This window comes from Acetobacter sp. A11-2 (genome assembly GCF_040208445.1).
Taxonomy (GTDB): Bacteria; Pseudomonadota; Alphaproteobacteria; order Acetobacterales; family Acetobacteraceae; genus Acetobacter; species Acetobacter oryzoeni.
Window position 1 is genome coordinate 428,336 of record NZ_CP157843.1, and the last position, 20,277, is coordinate 448,612.

General features: G+C 54.5%; 15 protein-coding genes. 8 read left to right on the top strand and 7 right to left on the bottom strand.

All coding sequences use genetic code 11. The features are described 5' to 3' along the window. Positions 1 to 6: 6 nt before the first annotated feature. From ribB to ABNV41_RS02065, 4 genes are all read left to right on the top strand, one after another. Positions 7 to 1,320: a 3,4-dihydroxy-2-butanone-4-phosphate synthase gene (gene ribB, locus ABNV41_RS02050; RefSeq protein WP_080986832.1), complete on the top strand. Its 1,314-nt coding sequence runs from the start codon at positions 7 to 9 to the stop codon at positions 1,318 to 1,320. Between the two features lie 36 nt (positions 1,321 to 1,356). Beyond that, positions 1,357 to 1,842 carry a 6,7-dimethyl-8-ribityllumazine synthase gene (gene ribH / locus ABNV41_RS02055; protein ID WP_003630055.1) on the top strand — a complete coding sequence of 162 codons (486 nt, stop codon included), beginning with the start codon at positions 1,357 to 1,359 and terminating at the stop codon, positions 1,840 to 1,842. A gap of 70 nt (positions 1,843 to 1,912) precedes the next feature. Continuing rightward, entirely contained in the window at positions 1,913 to 2,923 is a 1,011-nt protein-coding gene (locus ABNV41_RS02060) for a flippase-like domain-containing protein (protein ID WP_349934892.1), read from the top strand. A 114-nt stretch (positions 2,924 to 3,037) separates the two neighbouring features. Further along, complete coding sequence (locus tag ABNV41_RS02065) at positions 3,038 to 5,632, top strand: MMPL family transporter (RefSeq protein ID WP_349934893.1); 2,595 nt, start codon at positions 3,038 to 3,040, stop codon at positions 5,630 to 5,632. 103 nt (positions 5,633 to 5,735) lie between these two features. Here ABNV41_RS02065 and ABNV41_RS02070 read toward each other — a convergent pair whose 3' ends face one another. Continuing rightward, positions 5,736 to 6,995: an FAD/NAD(P)-binding oxidoreductase gene (locus ABNV41_RS02070; protein ID WP_050818268.1), complete on the bottom strand. Its 1,260-nt coding sequence runs from the start codon at positions 6,993 to 6,995 to the stop codon at positions 5,736 to 5,738. Positions 6,996 to 7,096: 101 nt separating this feature from the next. Further along, positions 7,097 to 7,333 carry a DUF3297 family protein gene (locus ABNV41_RS02075; protein WP_050818267.1) on the bottom strand — a complete coding sequence of 79 codons (237 nt, stop codon included), beginning with the start codon at positions 7,331 to 7,333 and terminating at the stop codon, positions 7,097 to 7,099. 169 nt (positions 7,334 to 7,502) lie between these two features. On the opposite strand from ABNV41_RS02075, the gene ABNV41_RS02080 reads away from it, so the two are divergent. Both ABNV41_RS02080 and ABNV41_RS02085 read left to right on the top strand, forming a co-directional pair. Further along, positions 7,503 to 8,888 carry an IS1380-like element IS1380A family transposase gene (locus ABNV41_RS02080; RefSeq protein ID WP_349934689.1) on the top strand — a complete coding sequence of 462 codons (1,386 nt, stop codon included), beginning with the start codon at positions 7,503 to 7,505 and terminating at the stop codon, positions 8,886 to 8,888. Between the two features lie 261 nt (positions 8,889 to 9,149). Beyond that, positions 9,150 to 10,172 (top strand): IS110 family transposase, encoded by a 1,023-nt coding sequence (locus ABNV41_RS02085; RefSeq protein ID WP_087652277.1) that lies wholly within the window; start codon positions 9,150 to 9,152, stop codon positions 10,170 to 10,172. Positions 10,173 to 10,482: 310 nt separating this feature from the next. Here ABNV41_RS02085 and ABNV41_RS02090 read toward each other — a convergent pair whose 3' ends face one another. The 4 genes from ABNV41_RS02090 to ABNV41_RS02105 are packed head-to-tail and all read right to left on the bottom strand — an operon-like array spanning position 10,483 to position 14,554. Next, a complete protein-coding gene (locus tag ABNV41_RS02090) occupies positions 10,483 to 11,247 on the bottom strand; it encodes a hypothetical protein (protein WP_349934894.1) in 765 nt (254 codons plus the stop codon). A 42-nt stretch (positions 11,248 to 11,289) separates the two neighbouring features. Beyond that, entirely contained in the window at positions 11,290 to 12,252 is a 963-nt protein-coding gene (locus ABNV41_RS02095; protein WP_349934895.1) for an HlyD family secretion protein, read from the bottom strand. Between the two features lie 15 nt (positions 12,253 to 12,267). After that, complete coding sequence (locus tag ABNV41_RS02100; RefSeq protein WP_003624554.1) at positions 12,268 to 12,468, bottom strand: DUF1656 domain-containing protein; 201 nt, start codon at positions 12,466 to 12,468, stop codon at positions 12,268 to 12,270. A gap of 1 nt (position 12,469) precedes the next feature. After that, positions 12,470 to 14,554, bottom strand: coding sequence for an FUSC family protein (locus tag ABNV41_RS02105; protein WP_349934896.1), 2,085 nt, complete (start codon positions 14,552 to 14,554; stop codon positions 12,470 to 12,472). Positions 14,555 to 14,872: 318 nt separating this feature from the next. On the opposite strand from ABNV41_RS02105, the gene ABNV41_RS02110 reads away from it, so the two are divergent. Together ABNV41_RS02110 and ABNV41_RS02115 are read left to right on the top strand one after the other, a co-directional pair. Continuing rightward, complete coding sequence (locus ABNV41_RS02110; RefSeq protein ID WP_339077011.1) at positions 14,873 to 16,021, top strand: DNA repair exonuclease; 1,149 nt, start codon at positions 14,873 to 14,875, stop codon at positions 16,019 to 16,021. Beyond that, on the top strand, positions 16,018 to 18,723 hold the full coding sequence (locus tag ABNV41_RS02115) for a GTP-binding protein (protein ID WP_349934897.1): 2,706 nt from the start codon (positions 16,018 to 16,020) through the stop codon (positions 18,721 to 18,723). Before ABNV41_RS02110 ends, ABNV41_RS02115 begins: the two co-directional genes overlap by 4 nt. On the opposite strand, the gene ABNV41_RS02120 is transcribed toward ABNV41_RS02115, so the two are convergent. Then, positions 18,707 to 20,173: a carbohydrate porin gene (locus ABNV41_RS02120; RefSeq protein ID WP_339077013.1), complete on the bottom strand. Its 1,467-nt coding sequence runs from the start codon at positions 20,171 to 20,173 to the stop codon at positions 18,707 to 18,709. The genes ABNV41_RS02115 and ABNV41_RS02120 overlap by 17 nt on opposite strands. Positions 20,174 to 20,277: the final 104 nt, after the last annotated feature.

A 20,277-nucleotide genomic window follows, 5' to 3' on the forward strand; every position in this document is an offset into this window, starting at 1 on the left:
GCCCCTGTGGCAGCTAAGGCATCGGCAAGGCTTTTGCAGGCGGTAGAAGCCGTGCGTGCTGGCCGTATGGTCGTTATGGTGGATGATGAAGATCGTGAAAACGAAGGCGATCTGGTTATGGCCGCGGAGTTCATGACGCCTGAAGCCATGAACTTCATGATCACCCATGCCCGTGGCCTTGTGTGTCTGCCACTTACGCCTCAACAGGTGGATCGTCTCGGTCTGCCCATGATGGTGCGGCAAAGCGATAATACAGCCCAGTACGGTACGGCGTTTACGGTATCTATCGAGGCCAAAGAGGGCGTAAGCACCGGTATTTCTGCGCCAGATCGGTCACATACTGTGCGTGTAGCGGCATCAGAAAACGCAACACCTGCGGATATTGCCACGCCGGGCCATATCTTTCCGCTGCGCGCCGCCCCCGGTGGGGTGCTGGAGCGTATTGGCCATACGGAGGGTTCGATAGATCTGCTGCGTCTGGCCGGGTTAAAGCCAGCCGCTGTTATCTGCGAGATTCTGAATGAAGATGGCACCATGGCGCGCCGTCCTCAGTTGGAAATCTTTGCTCGCCAGCATGATCTGCCGATTGTTTCTATTGCAGAGTTGGTTACGTGGATTAAAGCACACGGCTTGTCATCCTTGGCGACGCAGGCCGCTGAAGCAAATCCCGAAGTTGCACCAGAACCAGCCGTGCCGGATCTGGCGCAGGCATCCTTACCCAGTGCTTACGGTGGGGATGATCTGGTGATTCATGCGTATCAGGATGAAAACGGCGTAGAGCATGTAGCCTTGGTAAAAGGTGATGTGCACCGCAAAGGCGCTGTGCCGCTGGTGCGCCTGCATTCTGAATGTGTGACGGGCGATGCCCTTGGTTCCCTGCGGTGCGATTGCGGTTCACAACTACATGCGGCACTGCGGGCCATAGGGAAGGCGGAATGTGGCGTGCTGGTTTATGTGCGTGGGCATGAAGGGCGCGGCATCGGGCTGGTCAATAAAATCCGTGCTTACGAACTACAGGATGCCGGGCTGGATACGGTGGATGCCAACCATCGGCTGGGTTTTGCAACAGATGCCCGAGATTGGCGCGCAGCTTCGGGCATATTGCGCAGCCTTGGTGTGGGCGAACTGGATTTGCTGACGAATAACCCCGATAAAGTGCGCGCGCTGGAAGCTCGCGGGTTTATGGTGCGCCGCCGGATTGGGCTGGAAATTCCACCCACAGTGCATAATCGCGCCTATCTGGAAGCCAAGCGCCGGCGTATGGGGCACCATCTTGGGCAGTTTGTTGCTGCTGATGCCGAACCGGATGTGGTTGTCTGATTTTTAAATAAGCGAATGATTAAAGGTGTTTGACTGATGGGTACACGTTCCCCTGTTTCTTTGCCGGATCTCAAGGCACTTTCTCCTGCGCCGCGTCTGGCCATTATTGTCAGCCGGTTTAACGAAGTTGTAACGGGTGGCCTGCGCGATGGTGCTATTGCGTGGCTGGCTGAACATAACATTACTGTGAAAGATGGTGATGTTTTTGCGGCTCCCGGTGCCTTTGAAATGCCACTTCTGGCACAGACACTTGCCAAAACAGGCAACTATGAAGGCGTTATCTGCCTTGGTTGCGTTGTAAAAGGGGATACAGCGCATTTTGAATTTATCAGCCTGGGCGCCACAATGGGCATTCTTCAGGCCTCTTTGGCCACAGAAACGCCTATCGCCTTTGGTGTGTTGACAACTTATACAGAAGAGCAGGCGCAGGTACGCTCTGCTGATGATATCCACAACAAAGGGCGCGAAGCCGCTGCTGCGTGTGTGGAATCCTTGGCCTTACTGCGCCAGATCAAAGGCTGAAAAAATGGGTTGTGTTAGGCTGCACCAACCGAAAGTGTAAAAGCCAAGCCAGAAAAAGGATGGAGGAAGCATGAAGCGGGTCACTCTCATTGCCGGGATTTTCGGTTTGGGGTTGACCCTATGGATGCTGGCCCAGTTTGGGGTGTCTTCCATTTTTTCTCTGGTTATGACAGGCGGTTGGGGCATTTTGGCTGCCATTGCTTTTCATAGCGTGCAGGTTTTTCTTTCTGCTTCCGCTTGGCGCACTATTGCAGGCCGCACTTTTGGCCCGGTTCTGCCGCTAAGGGCCTATTTTATGCTCCGCTGTGTGCGAGAGGGCATAAATAATCTGCTCCCCGTAGCACAGGTTGGCGGGGAGGTTATGTCCTCCCGCCTGTTGGCCCGTCGTGGTTTGGGCCTGAAGCATGCGGCTGCTGCAACAATTTGCGATCTGACAATCGAGTTGCTCAGTCAGGTAGTATTTACCCTCAGCGGCTTGGTTATGCTGCTGTTTCTGGTCAAACGCTCCGCCGTGACAGACCGCCTTCTGGAAAGTGCATTGGTGCTTTTGGCCATAGGTGGTGGCGTATTTATCAGCCAGTGGCTTGGGGCCGTGGCTTTTATAGAAAAATTGCTGATCCGCATTGCCGCTCATTTAGGGTGGAGCGGTGTTGATGGTATTCGCGGCCTTAATAAGGAAGTGCTCGCGCTGTATAAATCAGGCCGCAACGCGGTTACAGGCCTGATATTGCAGTTTTGTGCATGGGCTTTAGGGGCTGTGAAGGTGTGGCTGATTCTGCACTTCATGGGGCATGGGTGCTCTCTTGCTACCGGATTTGTGATCGAAGGTGTGGGGGAAGCAGCTAAATCAGCCGGGTTTGCCGTGCCCGGTGCCCTTGGCGTATCAGAAGGGGGCTACATTATGGTTGGTAGCCTTTTTGGTATGCCGCCTGCTGTTGCCATTGCGCTTTCTCTCATCAAACGTTTGCGTGAAATTGCTTGGGGCTTGCCCTCTCTTATACTGTGGCAATGGCTTGAGCATTCGTGGCGCCCTTATGCCGAGCGCCTGCGTAAAATGCCCTTTTCCCGCACGGGTCTGTAAAAAGGAAAACAGAGCCCTGCTTACATCATCACTTGCTTCTGGCTGGGGGGTTGGGCAAACCATGACAGCCCTGTCTGCTTGGGCTGTGATTATTTTGGGATCCTGTCGTTCATCATGCTGTTTGCACCCATAGGTCGTTTCATTACGTTCTGCGCCCGCCATGCCTGGGCTGTTGTGGCGTTGTTTCTCGTGCTTTCGGGGGCAGGCGTTTACGCTGGCATGACCCGTCTGGGAGTAACGACAGATACCAGCAAAATGCTTTCCCCCCGTTTGGAGTGGAAGCAGCGTTCCGATGAAATGGGGCGTTTGTTCCCCCAGAAGGAAAACCTTCTGGTAGCTGTCATTCAGGCCAAAATGCCGGAAGAAGGGCAGGAAACAGCGCGGGAACTGGCCGCCAAAATAAGTGCCGATCATACACATTTTTCTTTTGCGCATAGGCCAGATGCCAATCCGTATCTGCTGCGCAATGGCTTGATGTTTCTGGAGCCACAGCCGCTTTCTCAGGTGTTGAATGATACCATTGCGGCGCAGCCATTCTTGGCGGCGCTGGCGCAGGATCCTTCAGCACGCGGCTTGTTTGGCGCGCTCTCCCTTATGGCGGAAGGCGTAAAACAGGATCAGGCCAATCTGTCTGGCTTTCAGGCACCTTTGTCTGGTTTTGCCAATACGCTGGAACAAGCTGTGGCAGGGCATGCCGAGGCCATGTCCTGGCAGCAGCTTTTGGGCGGCAAGCTTTCTGATCTGGCAGGTAACTATCAGTTTGTTATCACCAAGCCGATCTTGGATTACGGATCCTTCCAGCCAGGTGGGGCTGCGGCAGATGCCATGCGGCAGGCTGTTAATTCTTTGGAATTTGTTAAAAACGGGCACGCCAAGGTTTATCTGACCGGGCAGGTGCAGTTGGATGACGAAGAATTTGCAACCGTGGCAGAAGGCATGGTGGCAGGGCTTCTGGGCTCTCTGGCACTTGTTACTTTGTGGCTTACGCTTGCTGTCAGAACATGGCGTGTGGTGCTGCCTATTGTAGTCACGCTTGTTGTGGGCCTGTTGCTGACAACCGGTTTTGCTGCTGTGGCCGTTGGTACGCTAAACCTGATTTCCGTGGCATTTGCTATTCTGTTTGTTGGCATTGCGGTGGATTTTGCCATCCAGTTTTCTGTCCGCTTTCGTGCCCAAACACCTACGCAGCCGGGTGAAGAAGGCGTTTTTGAAGCCCTGCGCCTGACGGGTGAAGAAACCGGGCATCAGATTCTTGTGGCTGCTTTGGCAACGTCTGCTGGGTTTCTGGCCTTTACCCCCACAGCTTTTCTGGGCGTTGCGCAGCTTGGTCTTATTGCCGGTATTGGCATGCTGGTGGCCTTTATCTGCACCACCACGCTTTTGCCTGCGTTGCTGAAAATCTGCCACCCGCCGCTGAACTGCCCTAGCATGGGTTATGCGTTCATGAAGCCGGTGGATATTAAAATCCGCCATATGCGCAAGCTGCTTCTGGGCTTTTTTACGCTGGTGGCTCTGGTGGGTTTGGCTTTGGTACCCAGCCTACAGTTTGATGGTGACCCGCTGCATACCAAAAATCCGAACTCGGAAGGGATGCGCGCCCTTAAACTGTTGATCAATAACCCGCAGACATCTCCTTACAGCGCAGAACTGCTGGTGCATTCTCTTGCTGATGCAGAAAAAGAAACCACGCGCCTTTCTGGTCTGCCAGATGTAAATGATGTGATGTGGCTGGGTTCCTTTGTGCCAACCCAACAGCAGCAGAAACTGGCTCTTATTCAGGATGCTGCTTCCATTCTGTTGCCAACGCTTATTGTGCCACAGCCCAAGGCTGCTCCTACAGCGGATGATCTGCGTAAATCAGCGCATGATACGTCTGTTGCTTTGGCCGGGGTGCTAGATAAATTGCCCGCGCAGGATCCGCTGCGCCGTATTCAGGCTACTCTGGCCAAGCTGGCTGAAGCACCAGATGCCACAGTGCAGGGGGCTAATACCGCATTGGTTCGCTTCCTGCCGACAGAGCTCGATCAGCTGCGCACCATGCTTCAGGCAACACCTGTAAGCATTAAAGACGTGCCTGCTGAAATTGCAGATGATTACCTGCTGCCAGATGGTCGCGCCTTGGTGGAAGTACACCCTAAGGGGGTGATGTCCAATTCTGGCGCGCTGCGTAAGTTCGTGGCCTCTTTGCAAAAAGTAGAGCCGCAAATGGCTGGCACAGCGGTTGATATTGTGGAAAGCGCACGTTCCATTGTGAAGGCGTTTGAGCAGGCAGCAGGCGCAGCTATTGTGATGATTGCCGTTATTCTCATGCTGGCTCTGCGCCGTGTTAAGGATATGGCGTTGGTGCTGGCACCGCTGCTGCTTTCAGCCTTGATGACGGTTATTCTGATTGTGCTGCTGCCCGAAACCCTGAACTTTGCCAATATTATCGCACTGCCTCTGCTGCTGGGGGTTGGGGTTTCCTTCAACATCTATTTCGTCATGAACTGGCGGGATGGCGTGAAGTATCCGCTAGCTTCTCCCACTGCGCGCGCCGTGTTGTTCTCCGCCCTTACAACAGGCACGGCCTTTGGCTCTCTGGCGCTTTCGCACCATCCGGGCACGGCGAGCATGGGGCGGTTGTTGCTGCTTTCTCTGGGCTGCACGCTGTTGGCCACGCTTGTGTTTGTGCCAGCACTGTTGCCCAAGCGGCCCATAGACGAGGCCTGATAAAAACAGGCCCCAAGAACTGGGTAACAAAAAAGCCTCCCGAAAATATCGGGAGGCTTTTTTTATATCGGCTTTCTGAAAGAAAAATCAGAAAGGCAGGTGCTTACTTCTTCACCCATTCAGGATGATGCGGCATTTCAATATCACGCCCCTTCAACATCATATCCCAGTAAACACGGGGGAATACGGTTGTCTTCAGGAACCAGGCAAAGCGGCTAGGCTTGCGCTGATCGTAAGGGAAGCTGGGGGCAGGTTTGCCGCCGTACAGGAACTCCGCCAGAATAACCTTGCCATAGGCAACGGTTAGCGGGCAGGCGCCGTATCCATCGTAGCTGCCTGTCAGCGGTTTGCCATCCAAAGATGCCAGAACGTTTGCTGTTACTACCGGGGTTTGCGCACGGGCAGCAGCCATGGTTTTGGCGTTGGATGTGCCAATAACATCGCCCATACCAAAGATAGATGGATACTTGGTGTGCTGGAGCGTGCTGGGGTCTACATCCAGCCAGCCACCTTCATTTGCCAAGGGGCTTTTCTTGATAAAGTCTGGAGCACTCTGTGGCGGGGTGACATGCAGCATGTCAAACTCTTTCACCACATTTGTAACTTTGCCATCTGGCCCGGTAACGGCAAAGGTTGCCTTGTGTTCCGGCCCGTTCACGGCAATCAGCGTATGTTTGTACAGCACGTTAATGCCGTAATAGTCCACAGCTTCCTGCAAACCGGGGCGATAGTAACCAACGCCAAACAGCGCATCACCCGTCATGCAGAAGTCTACATTGGTGCGGTTTAGCGTGCCCTGCTTGCGCCAGTAATCAGATGCCAGATAGGCAATTTTTTGCGGTGCGCCTGCGCATTTGATAGGCATGGGCGGCTGGGTAAATAATGCTGTACCACCGGAAAGGGACTGAATGCATGTCCATGTATATTCTACGGTGTCTTTGGAATAATTACTGCACACGCCGTTGCGGCCCAGCGTATCTGTCAGGCCTTCAATCTTGTTCCAATCGAGCTGGAGGCCGGGGCAGACAATCAAGCGATTGTAAGCAACGGTGCGGCCATCTTCCAGCGTAACCATGTTGTCATCTGGCTGGAAGGAAGCCGCAGCAGCGCGCAGCCACGTGCAGCCTTTGGGAATAACGCCGCCTTCCTGATCCAGCGTGCTCCGCAGTTTCATGACGCCTGCGCCAACCAGTGTCCAGCCCGGTTGATAGGCGTGAGTGGTTGCGGGGTCGATAATGGCAATATCCAGCGTAGGCCGTTCACGCAGCAGGCGGGCTGCTACGGCAATACCGGCCGATCCACCACCCACGACAACAACAGTGTAGCGTAGATCTGGTGTTGTGGAGTTTTCTGTTTGAGTCATGGAAGTCTCCCTGAATCTCACGTTGACGTGGATGCACTATCCCAAACATCTACAATTTAATAAAGTATTTAATTGTATTTGGGATATGTGTGGAGGGCAGGTCAGTCCTTGATCCAGACTTCAACCGGGCCACTCAGCTTCATGGTAAGCGGGTTGCCGCGCCGGTCTACCGTTTTGCCTACAGCCACGCGCACCCAGCCTTCGCTGATGCAATATTCTTCAACGTTTGTTTTTTCCACGCCCTTAAAGCGCACGCCAATGCCCCGGGCCAGCAGGTCTTCATTATAAAAAGGGCTTTCCGGGTTTACGGAAAGGCGGTCGGGCAGGGTATCAGACATTTAGAGAGTCCTTAAAATATCGGTTAAAAGTGCCTCGATGTTTTAAGAGCTTTCATATTGAAAGACCATGCTCGACGCGGAAATCTCACAGAAGGGTTGTACATCGGGTTAGATTATGAAAAAGTCTATTTTGTGTAAAAGAAATTTTCGTAAGCTATAAGAAAACCCGATGCAGACAGAGTGTAGCGCAGGCGCGTATGAATTTCCAGCCTCCTGTGGACGGCGTGTTGTGGCCCGTTTTGACGGGGGTCGCATGAGTTCGGATGGGGGCGTCATTCTGGTGAAGCAGGCTGATGACATTCTGGGTCTCAGCCGCCGCTTTGCTGCCTGTTTTCGCGATAAGCGGCATCCCGGCTTTGTGGAATACCGGGTTGAAGACCTTGTCCGTCAGCGGATCATGGGCCTGGCACTGGGCTATGAAGATCTCAATGATCACGATGCCCTGCGGCATGACCTGATCTTTGGTCTGGCCTCGGGCCGTCTGTCAGGAGGCCGGGCAAACTGCGCAGCACTGGCAGGAAAATCCACGCTGAACCGGCTGGAGCGCAGTGGCCACAAGGCAGATCGTTACTGCCGCATCATTGCTGATCATGAGGCCCTGGCTACCCTGTTCGTGACGCTCTTCATGGACCAGCATGAGCGCGCACCCGCCCGGATCGTTCTGGATGTGGATGCCACCGATGACCGTATCCATGGCCATCAGGAAGGCCGGGCCTTTCATGGGTATTACGGCCATAACTGCTATCTGCCGTTATACATCTTCTGCGGAGACCATCTCCTGAGCGCCACCCTGCGCACGGCAGACAGGGACCCGGGGAAGGAAGCACTGGCAGACATCCGCCGGATCGTGGAGCAGATCAGGAGCCGTTGGCCTCGGGTGCGTATCCTGGTGCGTGGGGACAGCGGTTTCGCCCGGGACAGTCTGATGACATGGTGCGAAGACAACCACGTTGACTTCCTGTTCGGGCTTGCAGGCAACACCCGCCTGTATGACCGGATTGCCTCTTTGTCCGCTGAGGTTCGTGACGAAGCCGCCACGACAGGCAGAGCTGCGCGCGGCTTTGCCTCCTTTGACTGGATCACAAAGGACAGCTGGACGCGCCGCAGGCGGGTCGTGGCCAAGGCCGAATGGCGCCACGGCAACCGCTATCATCGCTACATTGTCACCACGCTACCGCAGGGAATGTCCGACCCCCGCCATCTCTACGAACAGATTTACTGCGCACGCGGGGATATGGAAAACCGCATCAAGGAATGCCAGATGGATCTGTTCTCAGACAGGACCTCGTCCCACACCATCCGGGCCAACCAGCTCCGGCTGTGGTTCTCGGCCGCAGCCTATGTCCTGCTGACCGCTCTGCAAAGACTGGCCCTTGGCCAGACCAGCCTGGAGACGGCGACCTGTGGCACCATGCGCGCACGACTGCTCAAAATCGCGACACGTGTAACGCTCAGCGTCCGTCGGATTGTCCTGTCCATGCCGGACATGTTCCCCTGTCAGCATGAATTCGCCCTCGCTCATGCACGATTGCGAAGGCTCCGGCAGGCCATCTGAAGAAACAGACAGTGCACAGACCACATAGCTTCCACCAACACTGCCTTCTCAGGCCGTGACACCCTCACTGCGTTCAGAACCCGCCGCCAGAAGCAGAATATCGTCAATATTCCAGATCGGGCTCCTGTGGGATGACTGAATTCTACAAAATGACCCGAAATTGCCTCAAGTGTGAGATGGGGTGGTTGCCGTCCTCCCCGCACGGCATCGCAATGTGCCAGAATGGTCGTTGGAAGAAACGACTGCGCGAAAGGACGGCAGATGAAGGATACAGTGATAGGCGTTGATCTGGCAAAGAACATTTTCCAGGTTCATGGAGCTTCGCGTGCGGGCGAGGTGATGTTTCGCAAAAAGCTGCGTCGTCAGCAGTTTATGCAGTTCATGGCCACGCAGCCGCCTGCTCTGGTCGTTCTTGAAGCGTGCGGGAGCGCGCATTACTGGGCTCGCGAACTGGCAGGAGCTGGTCACGAGGTCAGACTGATCGCTCCGCAGTATGTGAAGCCTTTCGTGAAGCGCCAGAAGAACGATGCTGCTGATGCGGAAGCGATCGTCATTGCGGCCCGGCAGCCGGAAATGCGCTTTGTCGAACCACGCACTGAAGCGCAGCAGGCGCGTGGCGTTCTTTTCCGGGCCCGGCAGCGTCTGGTGCACCAGCGCACGGAACTGGTGAATGCCCTGCGTGCCGTTCTGTATGAATTCGGTCTCGTCGTGCCACAGGGGATTGCGCATATCAGACACATTGAAGCCATGTTGGATGAGGCGGTTCTGCCAGAGGCTGTGAAGCAGGAATGCCTTGATCTGCTGCGACAGATTTCGGAGCAGAGTGTGCGGATTGATGTCAGAACAAAGAAGATCAGGATGCTTGCCCAGGAAAGTGAAAACACCTGCAGATTGCAGAGCATGCCTGGAGTGGGTCCTCTGACCGCTCTTGCGATTGAAGCTTTTGCGCCTGACCTGCAGAGCTTCCGGCGCGGGCGCGACTTTGCTGCGTGGCTGGGGCTGGTGCCCCGTCAGTTCTCATCTGGCGGAAAGGAAAGGCTGGGGAAGATATCAAAAGCCGGGCAGGCTGATATCCGCAGGCTTCTCATCATGGGCGCCATGACCCAGGTGAACTGGGCCAGCCGTAAGGCCCCTGCACCGGGAAGCTGGCTGGCACGGATGCTGGCCCGCAAGCCCCGTATGCTGGTAGCCATTGCGCTGGCCAACAGGATGGCACGAGCCATCTGGGCCATGGCAACAAAACAGGAGGATTATCGGGATCCGGCCCTGTCCCTGGCAGCCTGAGCGATGGCTCGGCTCCCGCGGATGGAACCGGTAGGGGTGTGAGAGGGCGATGACCTGAATGGGCGCATGATCGTTTGATCCGGATCGGAAAAACCAGTGGATTTCTCTGTGCTTTAAAGCACGCCTGTGAGCTTTGGATCTGATCCGCTGATCACCATACCGGCCAGTGGCTTCTGAAAGGCCACATCAACAGGCCTTACAGAAGACCGCACACGATCACACGTCAATATTGGTCAGAAAACTCTTGCATAACGGACGGTAACCACAGAAGAAATCCGCGTCGATCCGCATTTACAGCGCAGAATGCGGGCTAATGGTTGCCTTGGGTTGAGGTCACAACAATTTTCCCTTTGCCATCACGCTCTGTGGCCAAGGTGCCGGTGGCTTTATCCACTAAAATATTGCCTGCATTTTCAACATGCAGGGCCGCCACGGAAGTTTCACCATGAAATACAGCATCTGCGGTACTGTTGGATGTAATTTCCAGCGCTTCCAGTGTGCCTTGCTGGGCCGTAAAGGCGGCAGATCCACCAAGATAAACGGCCAGAGCCGGGGCTTGCACTTTTCCGAGGTTGAATGGAGCAGAAAGCGTGGAACGCAAACGTGCAGAGTCTGCCAATACAGGAATGGTAATGGTTCCTGTGGAATCAGATACAACATTCAGTTCAGCAGCACGTCCTAGTGTTACGGCTCCGCTGCCAGCCTGAAGAAAAACAGGGCCTTTACGGTCATCCATCTGAATGGATGTTTTGCCTGTGCTGGTAATAACCAGCGGCATATTTGGTGCGGTGGTGAGTGTAAGATTGGTATCTGCCCGACAGTTTTGCCCAGTAAGGGATAGGCTGCCATCTGGGTTGGCAGTTAGTTGAATGCCCGCAGGCCATTGGCCATTTTCTGGTTCAGGCCGCGTTACGCCTTTTTGGGCCCGGATATGCAGGTTGTTCAGGCAAGGTGCTGCAATATCAAGCGTTGGGCTTTGAGTTTTTTCTGCCCCACAGGCAACGGAGGGCAGAAAAATAGCTAGGCAAAGAGCCGTTGCAGCGCAAACTTCTGAACGAAAAAAAGAATACAGCATGCTTTCTTTCTGCCAGTGCCTGAGGGGTGCGTCTATCCTGTTTTAATGGCGTAGCCCACTGCCACCTGTGCCACCCATAAGTGCATCGTGCATACGGTCCAATGCCTCAGTAAGTGTATCATGCGCGCGTTTGCCCTTGCTGCCCACAACAGTCACCGTGCTGGTCATGCCTGCGGCCAACTGAGTGCCCGGGGGGATGCTGTCTATCTGCACACGTACGGGAATACGCTGTGCCAGACGCACCCATGTATAAACAGGATCAACCGATGGCAGACCCTGTGTCGCAGTGGCTGCGTTGGCCGTTGCAATGCCACGCGTCAGGCTCACGACATGCCCCCACATGGGTTCACGATATCCCATAAGGTCTAGCCGCACGCGGTCTCCAACATGGATGGAGCGGATTTTGGTTTCCTCAAAATATCCATCCACCCAGTAGGATGAGGCATCAATCACTTCAATATTGGATTTACCAGCCGTTGCGTAATCACCCACACGCATGATGAGGTTGTTGACATACCCCGTTACCGTGCTGCGCACATACGTACGATCAAGGTTGATTTTGGCTTGGGAAAGATTTGCCAATGCCTGTGCATAGGCGGCTTTGGCTATGTCTGCCGTGGCTTGATAAACCTGCTTTTCTTCGCGGGAGGCCGCAGCATCTGTCAGCTTGTCACGCCTAAATTCCTGTGTGTCTTTCAGCGCCATATCCGCCTTGCGCTGGTTGACTGCGGCTGTTGCCGTTGCCAGCGCTACCTTGAAGTCAAACGGATCAATTTCGTACAGAATATCCCCAGCGTGAACGAACTGGTTATCCCGCACGCGCACAGCAATAATCTGGCCTGAAACACGTGGGGCAATATCTGCAACCTGTACACGTACTTGTCCGTTTCGGGTCCAGGGGGCGGCTGTGTAGTAATCCCACAGTACGAAGCAAACAACGGCTGCAATGGCAAGAATGGTCCCCGTTGTGATAAACTGCAGGACGCGGCGGGCGCGCTCAAACACGGTCGGAAAGCCCTTTCACAACAAAATAGTGTAAAGGCCGATAAGGCATATAAGAATGCCAAATTCAGCCAGAGGCAGGTTCCATACCACGCGGCGGGCACGTACTTTGGATAGAACCGGGTTAAGAGCCAGCAGGGTGGCAATAGCCAATCCGGCATGGACAACAAAGGACGAAACAAGCAGCCCGCCTATGTCCAGAACAGGGCGTAATTCCATGTTAGCGGGCCTTCCATTGCTGATCTGGCACAGGGACAAGATCGTACAGATGCAAAGCGGAACGGTTGTGTTCCAGCAGATGTATGGCGCCAACCATGGCAGATACAGCGGCAAGGGCCGTTGCCATCTGGCCATGAGGCAGGTTGATGGAATGATCCAGCAAAACGCGTGCCTTGCGCTTCATGCGGTAAAGCGCTGAATCCACGTTGTAGATAATGGTGGCGCGGTAGGCAGATTCTGCATCCAGCCGAATGGCAGGAATGGTGGCGGCACGTTGCAGGTGGCGGCGCGCGCGTGCCAGTTCCACGTTCAACTCATCCAAGCTGGCAAGGCGGGAGAAAACGCGCTGTTTTGCCTTGTTGTTGGGGAGGTAGCGGTTCCATTCCAGAATGCGGCACAGCCGATCATAATGACGGCTGATCAGGGCAGAACCGGCTTGTTCGCCATGTCCTTCAAACTGAAGCAGCAGATCGTGCCCAATGGTAATGCCAACCCTAAAGCGCCTGCCCGTTGCAGAAGGTGGCAGCAGCAGCACCAGTGAAATAAAGATGATAATAGCTGCAAACAGATACAGCACGTTGCGGTCTATAAAGGCTGAGGGTTCGTAGTTTTGCTGGTTGGCAACACCCAGAATAACAAAGAAGAAAACGCCCGCGTTAAACCCGATCGTGGCTGTTTTGGGGTTCATTAACAGCAGGCAGCCCCCAAAGATTATAGGGAGAATGGCCATTGCCAGAAAAGGCATGTCTGCGCCGTGGGGCAATACGCCAAAGTTCAGCACTGCAGCCACGGCAATAGCCAAAGGTGTGCCGATAAGGGCCCCCATGCCAAAACCGCGCGCATTATAAGTGGTGGCCGCCAAAGTGAGAATAATGGCCACCTGAGAAAGCGCGCTGTAGGTGGCAGGAATATCAGAGATAATGCAAAGCCCGGCGGCAACGGAAAACCCAATCAGGGTGCGCAGGCCATTAAGTAGGGCTGCAATAACATCATGATGCTGATCGATTTTGAGTTCTGGCGCTTGTGTGCGGGCCCGCTGCCCATGCTGAAGCGCATCTATACCATCTGCCGCCCATCGCGCGTCAGACAGAAGCGCCATGGAGCGCTCAATCAGCCACGCTTCATCCAGCGTTGGCCCAAGAGAGGCTTCCTCTGCATGGGCTTCCTTGGCCAGATCTTCCAGATCATGCACGGCCTGAAGTGGGGATTCTACTGGTGTACCATCCCCAAACGATGTGCGGATGTGTTTGAGTATGGGGCCGGAGATGTTGCCGCGGCGCAGCACGTTGGCAATGGCACGGCTACAGGTTAGCATTTCCAGTAGCGCCACCATGGCAGAACGTGCACCGGCAAGGCGCAGCTTGGCATCAGCAAGCTCGGTTTTGGCGAATGAGACCTGAGATGTCAGGGCAATAATTTCGCCCGCAAGGCCAGCGCATGTCATGTCATCCGGCACGCCGTGGCCAGCTACGGCATCACGCGCAATGCGTTGCACCATTTCACCTGTGCGGCGCAGGTTGGCTGCCAGTTTTTCAAACGCGGTGGGGGAGCCAAACACATCGTTAATGGCTGCCGTGGCCGCAATGCCCACCACAATGGCGGACACACGGTTAACGGTAACATCAAAGATGGAAGCCGGGTTATCAATGCAGCTAATGCCCACAATGGCTACGGTGTAGCCAGAAAGCATGGCCGCATAGGCACGGAAGTCTCGCTCCAATGTGCCCATAATGGTGCATAGGGTGAGCCATAGCGCCACACCACCCAGAAAAACCCCTCGTTCCTGATTAAAGCAGGCGGTCAGAAAAAGCGCGACAAACGCGCCAATAATTGTGCCAGCCAGCCGGTAAAGCGCTTTGGAGAGCACTTGCCCACGTGTGGGCTGCGCCAGAATCATCACCGTAACGGCAGCAGAACCGGGGGAGGAAAGCTGGAGCCAGAAAGCGGTAGAAAGTGCTAGAACAGCAGACAGCCATGTGCGCAGACAAAACAGAAACCAGCCATGTGCGAAGATGCTGCGTGGCAGGGGAAGAAACAATGTCTTCCAAGATCCCATACGGAATGCTGCCGGTGTTTCTGTTGTCATGTCTGTGCTGTCTTTAACCTCTTTGCTTCACATCAGGGAACATGCCATTTCCAGCCAGACAAGGCAGGTTTAAGCGAATCTCGCAGTATCAGCATGCTTCTTAAAATAAAATATAATATTTGGCGTGATGCCACGAGTGACGAGGGGGGTTGCGCTTAACGCGGGGCAGGCCAGATGGGGAGGGTGTGAATTATATCTAACCTAATGATAAGATAAGATAAGATGAAGTGAGGTTAAGGGATGGCAGCTCACGATCTGGGTATGTCATGGAAAAGTGAAATTTTTCTGCCAGTTGCGTGATGGAGTGCGTCAGAGTTCATGAAATTTATCCACACATCAGACTGGCAGATCGGCAAGACATTCAGTTTTGCAGATGATGATACCTTGGGCGCGCTACAGGCTGCGCGTGTAGATGTTGTGCGCAATATTGGCGCTTTGGCCCGGCAGGAAGGTGCAACCTGCGTATTGGTAGCAGGTGATATTTATGAGCACGAAACGCCAGAAAGGCGCACATTGCACCAGCCTATGGAGCGGATGCGGCAGTTCCCCGATGTGCAGTGGCATCTTATTCCCGGCAACCATGATGCAGATACGCCAGAAGGTGTGTGGGCACGTTTGAGGCGAGAAGATGCGGTGCCGGATAATGTGCATCTGCACACATGCCCGCAGGCGGTAGAGATAGATAAAGCCCATAATGCGTGGTTGTTGCCTGCCGTGCTCAAGCGCCGCCATACGCTTTCTGATCTCACAGATTACATGAATGATGAGGTAACGCCGCCAGATGCCTTGCGCATTGGGTTGGCGCATGGGTCTGTTGTGGGGTTTAGCAATGGGCAAGAGGCCGAGCACAATCCTATTGCGCTGGATCGGGCCAAGCAGGCCGGGCTTGCCTATCTGGGGTTAGGGGACTGGCACGGCTTTTGCCAGATTGATGCCCGCACCTGCTATTCGGGCACTCCAGAAACAGATCGCTTTGTAACAGGTGGTGCAGGTGGTGGGGAAACACTGGTAGTAACAGTGGATGGCCCATGTGCGCAGCCCGTTATCTCCCGGCACCGCACGGGTAAATATATCTGGCGCAAGCTGGAAGACATTGTGCTGACCAATGGTGAAGATATTGAAGCCTTGGAAGCCCGTGTAAGAGGTATAAACCCCGATAACCCCAGCGTTGTTATGGCATGGCTGGAAGTTTCTGGCCTGCTGGGTGTGGATGATTTGCGTAAATACGAAAGCGTTATTCTTACGCGCTTACAAAGTGCCGTGGCGTGTTTGCGCATCACCGGCGCACCTCAACTGGCCGCAGGAGCGCAGGATCTGGAGCGGCTTGATGCCTCAGCAACTGTAAAAGTGGCAGCACAGGAACTGTTGCAGATGGTGGAGCAAGGGGGCGAGGAAGGTGCAGTGGCAAGGGAGGCCCTGCAAAGGCTGTTCCTATTTTGGCATGAAGTAGAAGGTGGCGCAGCGTGATTCTGACAGATATCCAGCTTGAATGTGTGCGTCGGTTTACCTCTCCAGTGCGTCTGGAAGGTTTGGGCAAAGGGCTGAATGTGCTGGCCGCCCCGAATGAAGCCGGTAAATCCACTTTGCTGATGGCCCTGCGCGCTGCTCTAACCCTGCGTCATGGTTCCAAAGCTCAGCCTGTTAAAGAGATGCAGCCTTATGGCGGAGGTGCGCCCCATATTGGTGTGGGGTTTGAATGGAGCGGTAAGTCTTGCTGGTTGGAAAAACGCTTCATGAAAGGTGCTTTTGCGCGCCTTGATTTGGGGCAGGAGCGTTTTGATGGAGACACAGCAGAAGAACGTCTGAACGCGCTGTTAGAACTGGAGAAAAACGGCAGAACCGAAGCAACAGGTTTGTGGAATGCCCTTTTGGTGCGCCAGGGAGAGAGTTTTGTTGCTCCAGTTTTAAACAATGCCGGCCGTTCGAGTATTCAGAATTGTCTGGAGCAAGGTGTTCAGGAAGTAACAGGTATTGCCGCTGCGGGGGCGTTGCTGGAACGTGTAAAGGCGCGGTTGGGGCAGTTGCAAACAGCCGCGACTGGCAGACCGACAGGGCGTTATAAGCAACTTCTGGATGATCAGGCCCAAGCTGCGGAAAATCTGAAACATCTTCACGCCAAACGCACTGCGTTGGAAGAAGATCTGGTTCTGCTTGAGCAAACCCGCCGCATGTTGCGTGAGCAGGAAAACCCAGAACGGCAAAAGCAGGAAGAGCAGGAACTGCATAAGCTGCGTGAAGAGCGTGACCGCCTGCGCAATTTGGATGCAGAAGAAAAAGCTGCTGAAGCCAGAAAAGCCGCAGCGGTGCAGCAGTTCCAGAATATTCGGGATGAAGAGGAACGACGAAAAGAATACCGGGCCGAATGTGCCCGGCTGGAGCAGTTGATTGCAGCCAGCACGCAAGAGCTGGCAGAACTGGCAGAGCACGAAAAAGCTGCCAATCTGCGGTATCAGGCTGCACAGGCTGAATGCCAGAAGGCCGTGCAGCAGCATCAGGTGCGGCGTGCTGTTTTGCACCATGTCATGAAGCAGCGCGAAGTGCAGCACATGGAAGCAGCGCTTTTACGCCAGCGTGAAAATTTAAAGCATGTGCAGGAAAGCTTTGCCCAAATAGAGCAGGCACAGGCAGCGTTTGATGCGTTGCCTATGGATGAGGCCAAAATTCAGCGCCTGCGTAAGGCAGCCCAAAAAGTGGCAACGTTGGAGCAACAGTTGCAAGCGCAGGCAACTGTGTTGGAAATGGATTTGCTGCCACAAGCGCAGCAGCGTGTTGTGTTGAATGGCAAAGCCTGCGCATCGGGTAAAAGCCTGTTACATGCTCCTGCAGAACTTCAGATAGAAGGCATCGGCCGGTTTATTATTACCCCTTCCGTTGGCGGGGATACGGTTGAATTGCAGCAGGCGTTACAGACAGCTCAAGCTGCATTAACCGATCTTTTGCAACAGGCTGGATGCCTGAATGTAGAAGATGCCGAACAACAGTATGAAAAGCGCTGTTTGGCAGAACGTCAGCTTAAGGAAGCTAAAGCCGTTTTTGCCGCCACGGTGCCCAATAAAAAGGGCGTAAACCCGGATCAGGTTTTGCTGGAATTGCGGCATGTTCTGGCGAAGGAGGAAGCCGCTTACGCGCAGAAAAGACAGACGCTGACGCAAAATCTGGCCAGCCAGATTGGAAGTGTTGATGAGTGTGACCTCAACTGTCTGCCAGAGGAAGCCGTACAGCAAGAGCAAGAAGCGGCATTAGCAGTAGAGCGCGCCAGAGAAAAAGAGCGCGATACGCAACAGGTGTTTATAACGGCCAAAGCTGCATTGGATAAAGCCAATGCAGCCCAACAGCAGCAGGAAGCCGGGCTGGCCCGTGTGCAGCGAGAACTGGCACTTTGGCGGGAGCGTGAGTCAGATGCGGCACTGGCCCAACGTAAGCGGCTATGCCAGCAGGAGCAGGAAGCCGCACAGGCAGCCGTAGAGCATTGTGAGCACGCACGCCAAAAAGAACGGCCTTTAGCTGTGGTGGAAAGCGGCATTCAGCGGCGCGAACAGGCCCAGAAAACAGATGGAGAAACCATAGCCCGCCTGCGTGAAGATATACGTGAGCGCGAAACCCGTGTGCGTGGCGCAGAAGGTGAAGGGCTGGATGAACGTATAGCGGAGGCAGATCGGCTTCAGCAGCGCCTGAATATGGAAGTGGCTGCCTGCACGCGGGATAGGTCTGCCCTTGTTTTGCTCGATCAGGTTTTAAGCAAGGCAGAGCAAGAGCAAACAGCACGCTATATGGGGCCACTGGTAAAAACCATGCAGCCCGCATTTTCAGCACTGTTTCCCGGTGCTGAACTGGAAATGGATGCAGATTTCGGGGTGGCTGCTCTTTCACGCAATCAGCGCGAAGATGTGGTAGATCTTTCTGATGGTACGCGCGAGCAGATAGCTGTTCTGGTGCGTCTGGGCTTTGCTGAAATGCTGCATGGGCGCGGTGTGCCGGCCATTCTGGTGCTGGATGATGCACTCACTTTTGCAGACCCAATGCGGCTGGAACGTTTGTTTGATGTGCTGGCAGAAGCTGCAACGCGCTTTCAGATTCTTATTTTTACGTGCCATGCGCAACTGTTCGCGCCATTGCGGGGCAGGATGTTAAGCCTGCGCCCGCAAGAAAGTTTTACATCACCACATTAAACTGAAGCGCCATCACGGCGGCATCATGGAACACGGTGGAACCGCCCGGACGGTTGATATACTGGAAGTCCGGCTGCAAAGACATGCCATTGGCAACATGTGCGTTGTAAAACACTTCGTAGATGTTTTCGTGGGTCTGAATGCCCCATACCTTGCCCCACTGGTTATCGGGGAAGGGCACGCCAGCAGCTAATGCAGCTTCCTGCTGCAGAACAGAGGCGCGGCTCATGGTCATCCACTGGAACATGGCGCCAACGCTATCATTCGGGCGGCCCCATGCGGCACCGGTTTCTGTCATGCCGGCCCATACGTGGTGAGACATGGCGGTGGTTTTGCCATCAGACCACATCCAACCCGCCAGAGCGATCAGGCCATTGGTGGGGCCATCACCATTCCGCATCAGCATCTGGTCAGCCATAAACCACGCGCTTGCACGGCCTGCCTCGTATTGCGGCTGTGCGCCTGTCTGCACCCATGCATTGCCGTTTACGTCGTTCAGTAGGTTTTTGTATTTGGAGTTGTCGTAGCCAAACCCAGCCTTGTAGTGGCCTACCAGATGGTTGCGCCCAAAGGAAGGAAGCCAGCCAATTTCCACCGGGGATGAGAACTTGCCCAAGCCATCCTGCGCCCAAGCCCAGCCAGAAATACCACCGTTATAAGCGTGCGGGGAAACAGCAAACAGGCCAGCCATAATATAGGTTTGTTTTGTGGGCATAACACGGGCAACAAAACCGAGGTTACCGGATGGCCAGTCTCGGGCGCCTTCTGTGTATTTGGTAGGGGCCGGGTTCCCGCACATGGCAACGTTCATGTACATACAAAACAGTGGTGAAGCGGCAAAAAAGCTGCCAACCGGAATCCAACCAGCGCTGATATCTACATGATTGTGCAGAAAAGCGTGTTCACCATACAGGTAAACAAGATGGGCCACCACGTTACCACGTGCGCCATAAATTTGCTGCACGCCGCCTAGTGAATCCCCAATGTAATCTGTGCTCAGGTTACGGCCATGCCCGTTCACCACCATCATGTGGGTCCAGAACCCTTTCATGATGTCGGCATTGGTCAGCTTGCCCCAGTCCACATCCAGTTCAACACCCACCTGTCCGGCATTATCCACGCCTTTCCTGCGGCCACCACGAAAGTTGCCTGCAAGTTCTTCATGCACGTCTGCCAGGATATGGATGCCGTGGCTTAGCAGCCAAGGCTGTGCGCCCCACCAGTTTCCAAAGAAATGATCCTTGCCATACGGTGCAGAAAAAAAGGGGCCAGGATCTTCAACCTGATCGGCTTCATTATCCACCTGCAAGCTGGGCCAGAGGCCTACGGCGCTGTTTCCACCTGTCAGCAGCTGTGCCTGCGCAGGTAAAACAACGAAAAGAGATAGAACAAGCAGGCAGGTCGGCCATAAGGCGCGAAAAGGAAAATGGAGGTGAAGGCGTTTAATCATGTTCCCTTAATTTTTATTTCTTTCGGCCACCTCATATTTCAGCAGAAAAAAGTGTGGCCTTGGGTTTCGGGATACTGCGGTTCCCGTTTTCTAAAGCATTTTTT

Bases quoted from the DNA above. Each gene is read 5' to 3' on its own strand.
- ribH (WP_003630055.1), top strand. From the start codon at position 1,357: ATGGGTACACGTTCCCCTGTTTCTTTGCCGGATCTCAAGGCACTTTCT.
- ABNV41_RS02060 (WP_349934892.1), top strand. From the start codon at position 1,913: ATGAAGCGGGTCACTCTCATTGCCGGGATTTTCGGTTTGGGGTTGACC.
- ABNV41_RS02065 (WP_349934893.1), top strand. From the start codon at position 3,038: ATGCTGTTTGCACCCATAGGTCGTTTCATTACGTTCTGCGCCCGCCAT.
- ABNV41_RS02070 (WP_050818268.1), bottom strand. From the start codon at position 6,995: ATGACTCAAACAGAAAACTCCACAACACCAGATCTACGCTACACTGTT.
- ABNV41_RS02075 (WP_050818267.1), bottom strand. From the start codon at position 7,333: ATGTCTGATACCCTGCCCGACCGCCTTTCCGTAAACCCGGAAAGCCCT.
- ABNV41_RS02080 (WP_349934689.1), top strand. From the start codon at position 7,503: ATGCAGACAGAGTGTAGCGCAGGCGCGTATGAATTTCCAGCCTCCTGT.
- ABNV41_RS02085 (WP_087652277.1), top strand. From the start codon at position 9,150: ATGAAGGATACAGTGATAGGCGTTGATCTGGCAAAGAACATTTTCCAG.
- ABNV41_RS02090 (WP_349934894.1), bottom strand. From the start codon at position 11,247: ATGCTGTATTCTTTTTTTCGTTCAGAAGTTTGCGCTGCAACGGCTCTT.
- ABNV41_RS02100 (WP_003624554.1), bottom strand. From the start codon at position 12,468: ATGGAATTACGCCCTGTTCTGGACATAGGCGGGCTGCTTGTTTCGTCC.
- ABNV41_RS02105 (WP_349934896.1), bottom strand. From the start codon at position 14,554: ATGACAACAGAAACACCGGCAGCATTCCGTATGGGATCTTGGAAGACA.
- ABNV41_RS02110 (WP_339077011.1), top strand. From the start codon at position 14,873: ATGAAATTTATCCACACATCAGACTGGCAGATCGGCAAGACATTCAGT.
- ABNV41_RS02120 (WP_339077013.1), bottom strand. From the start codon at position 20,173: ATGATTAAACGCCTTCACCTCCATTTTCCTTTTCGCGCCTTATGGCCG.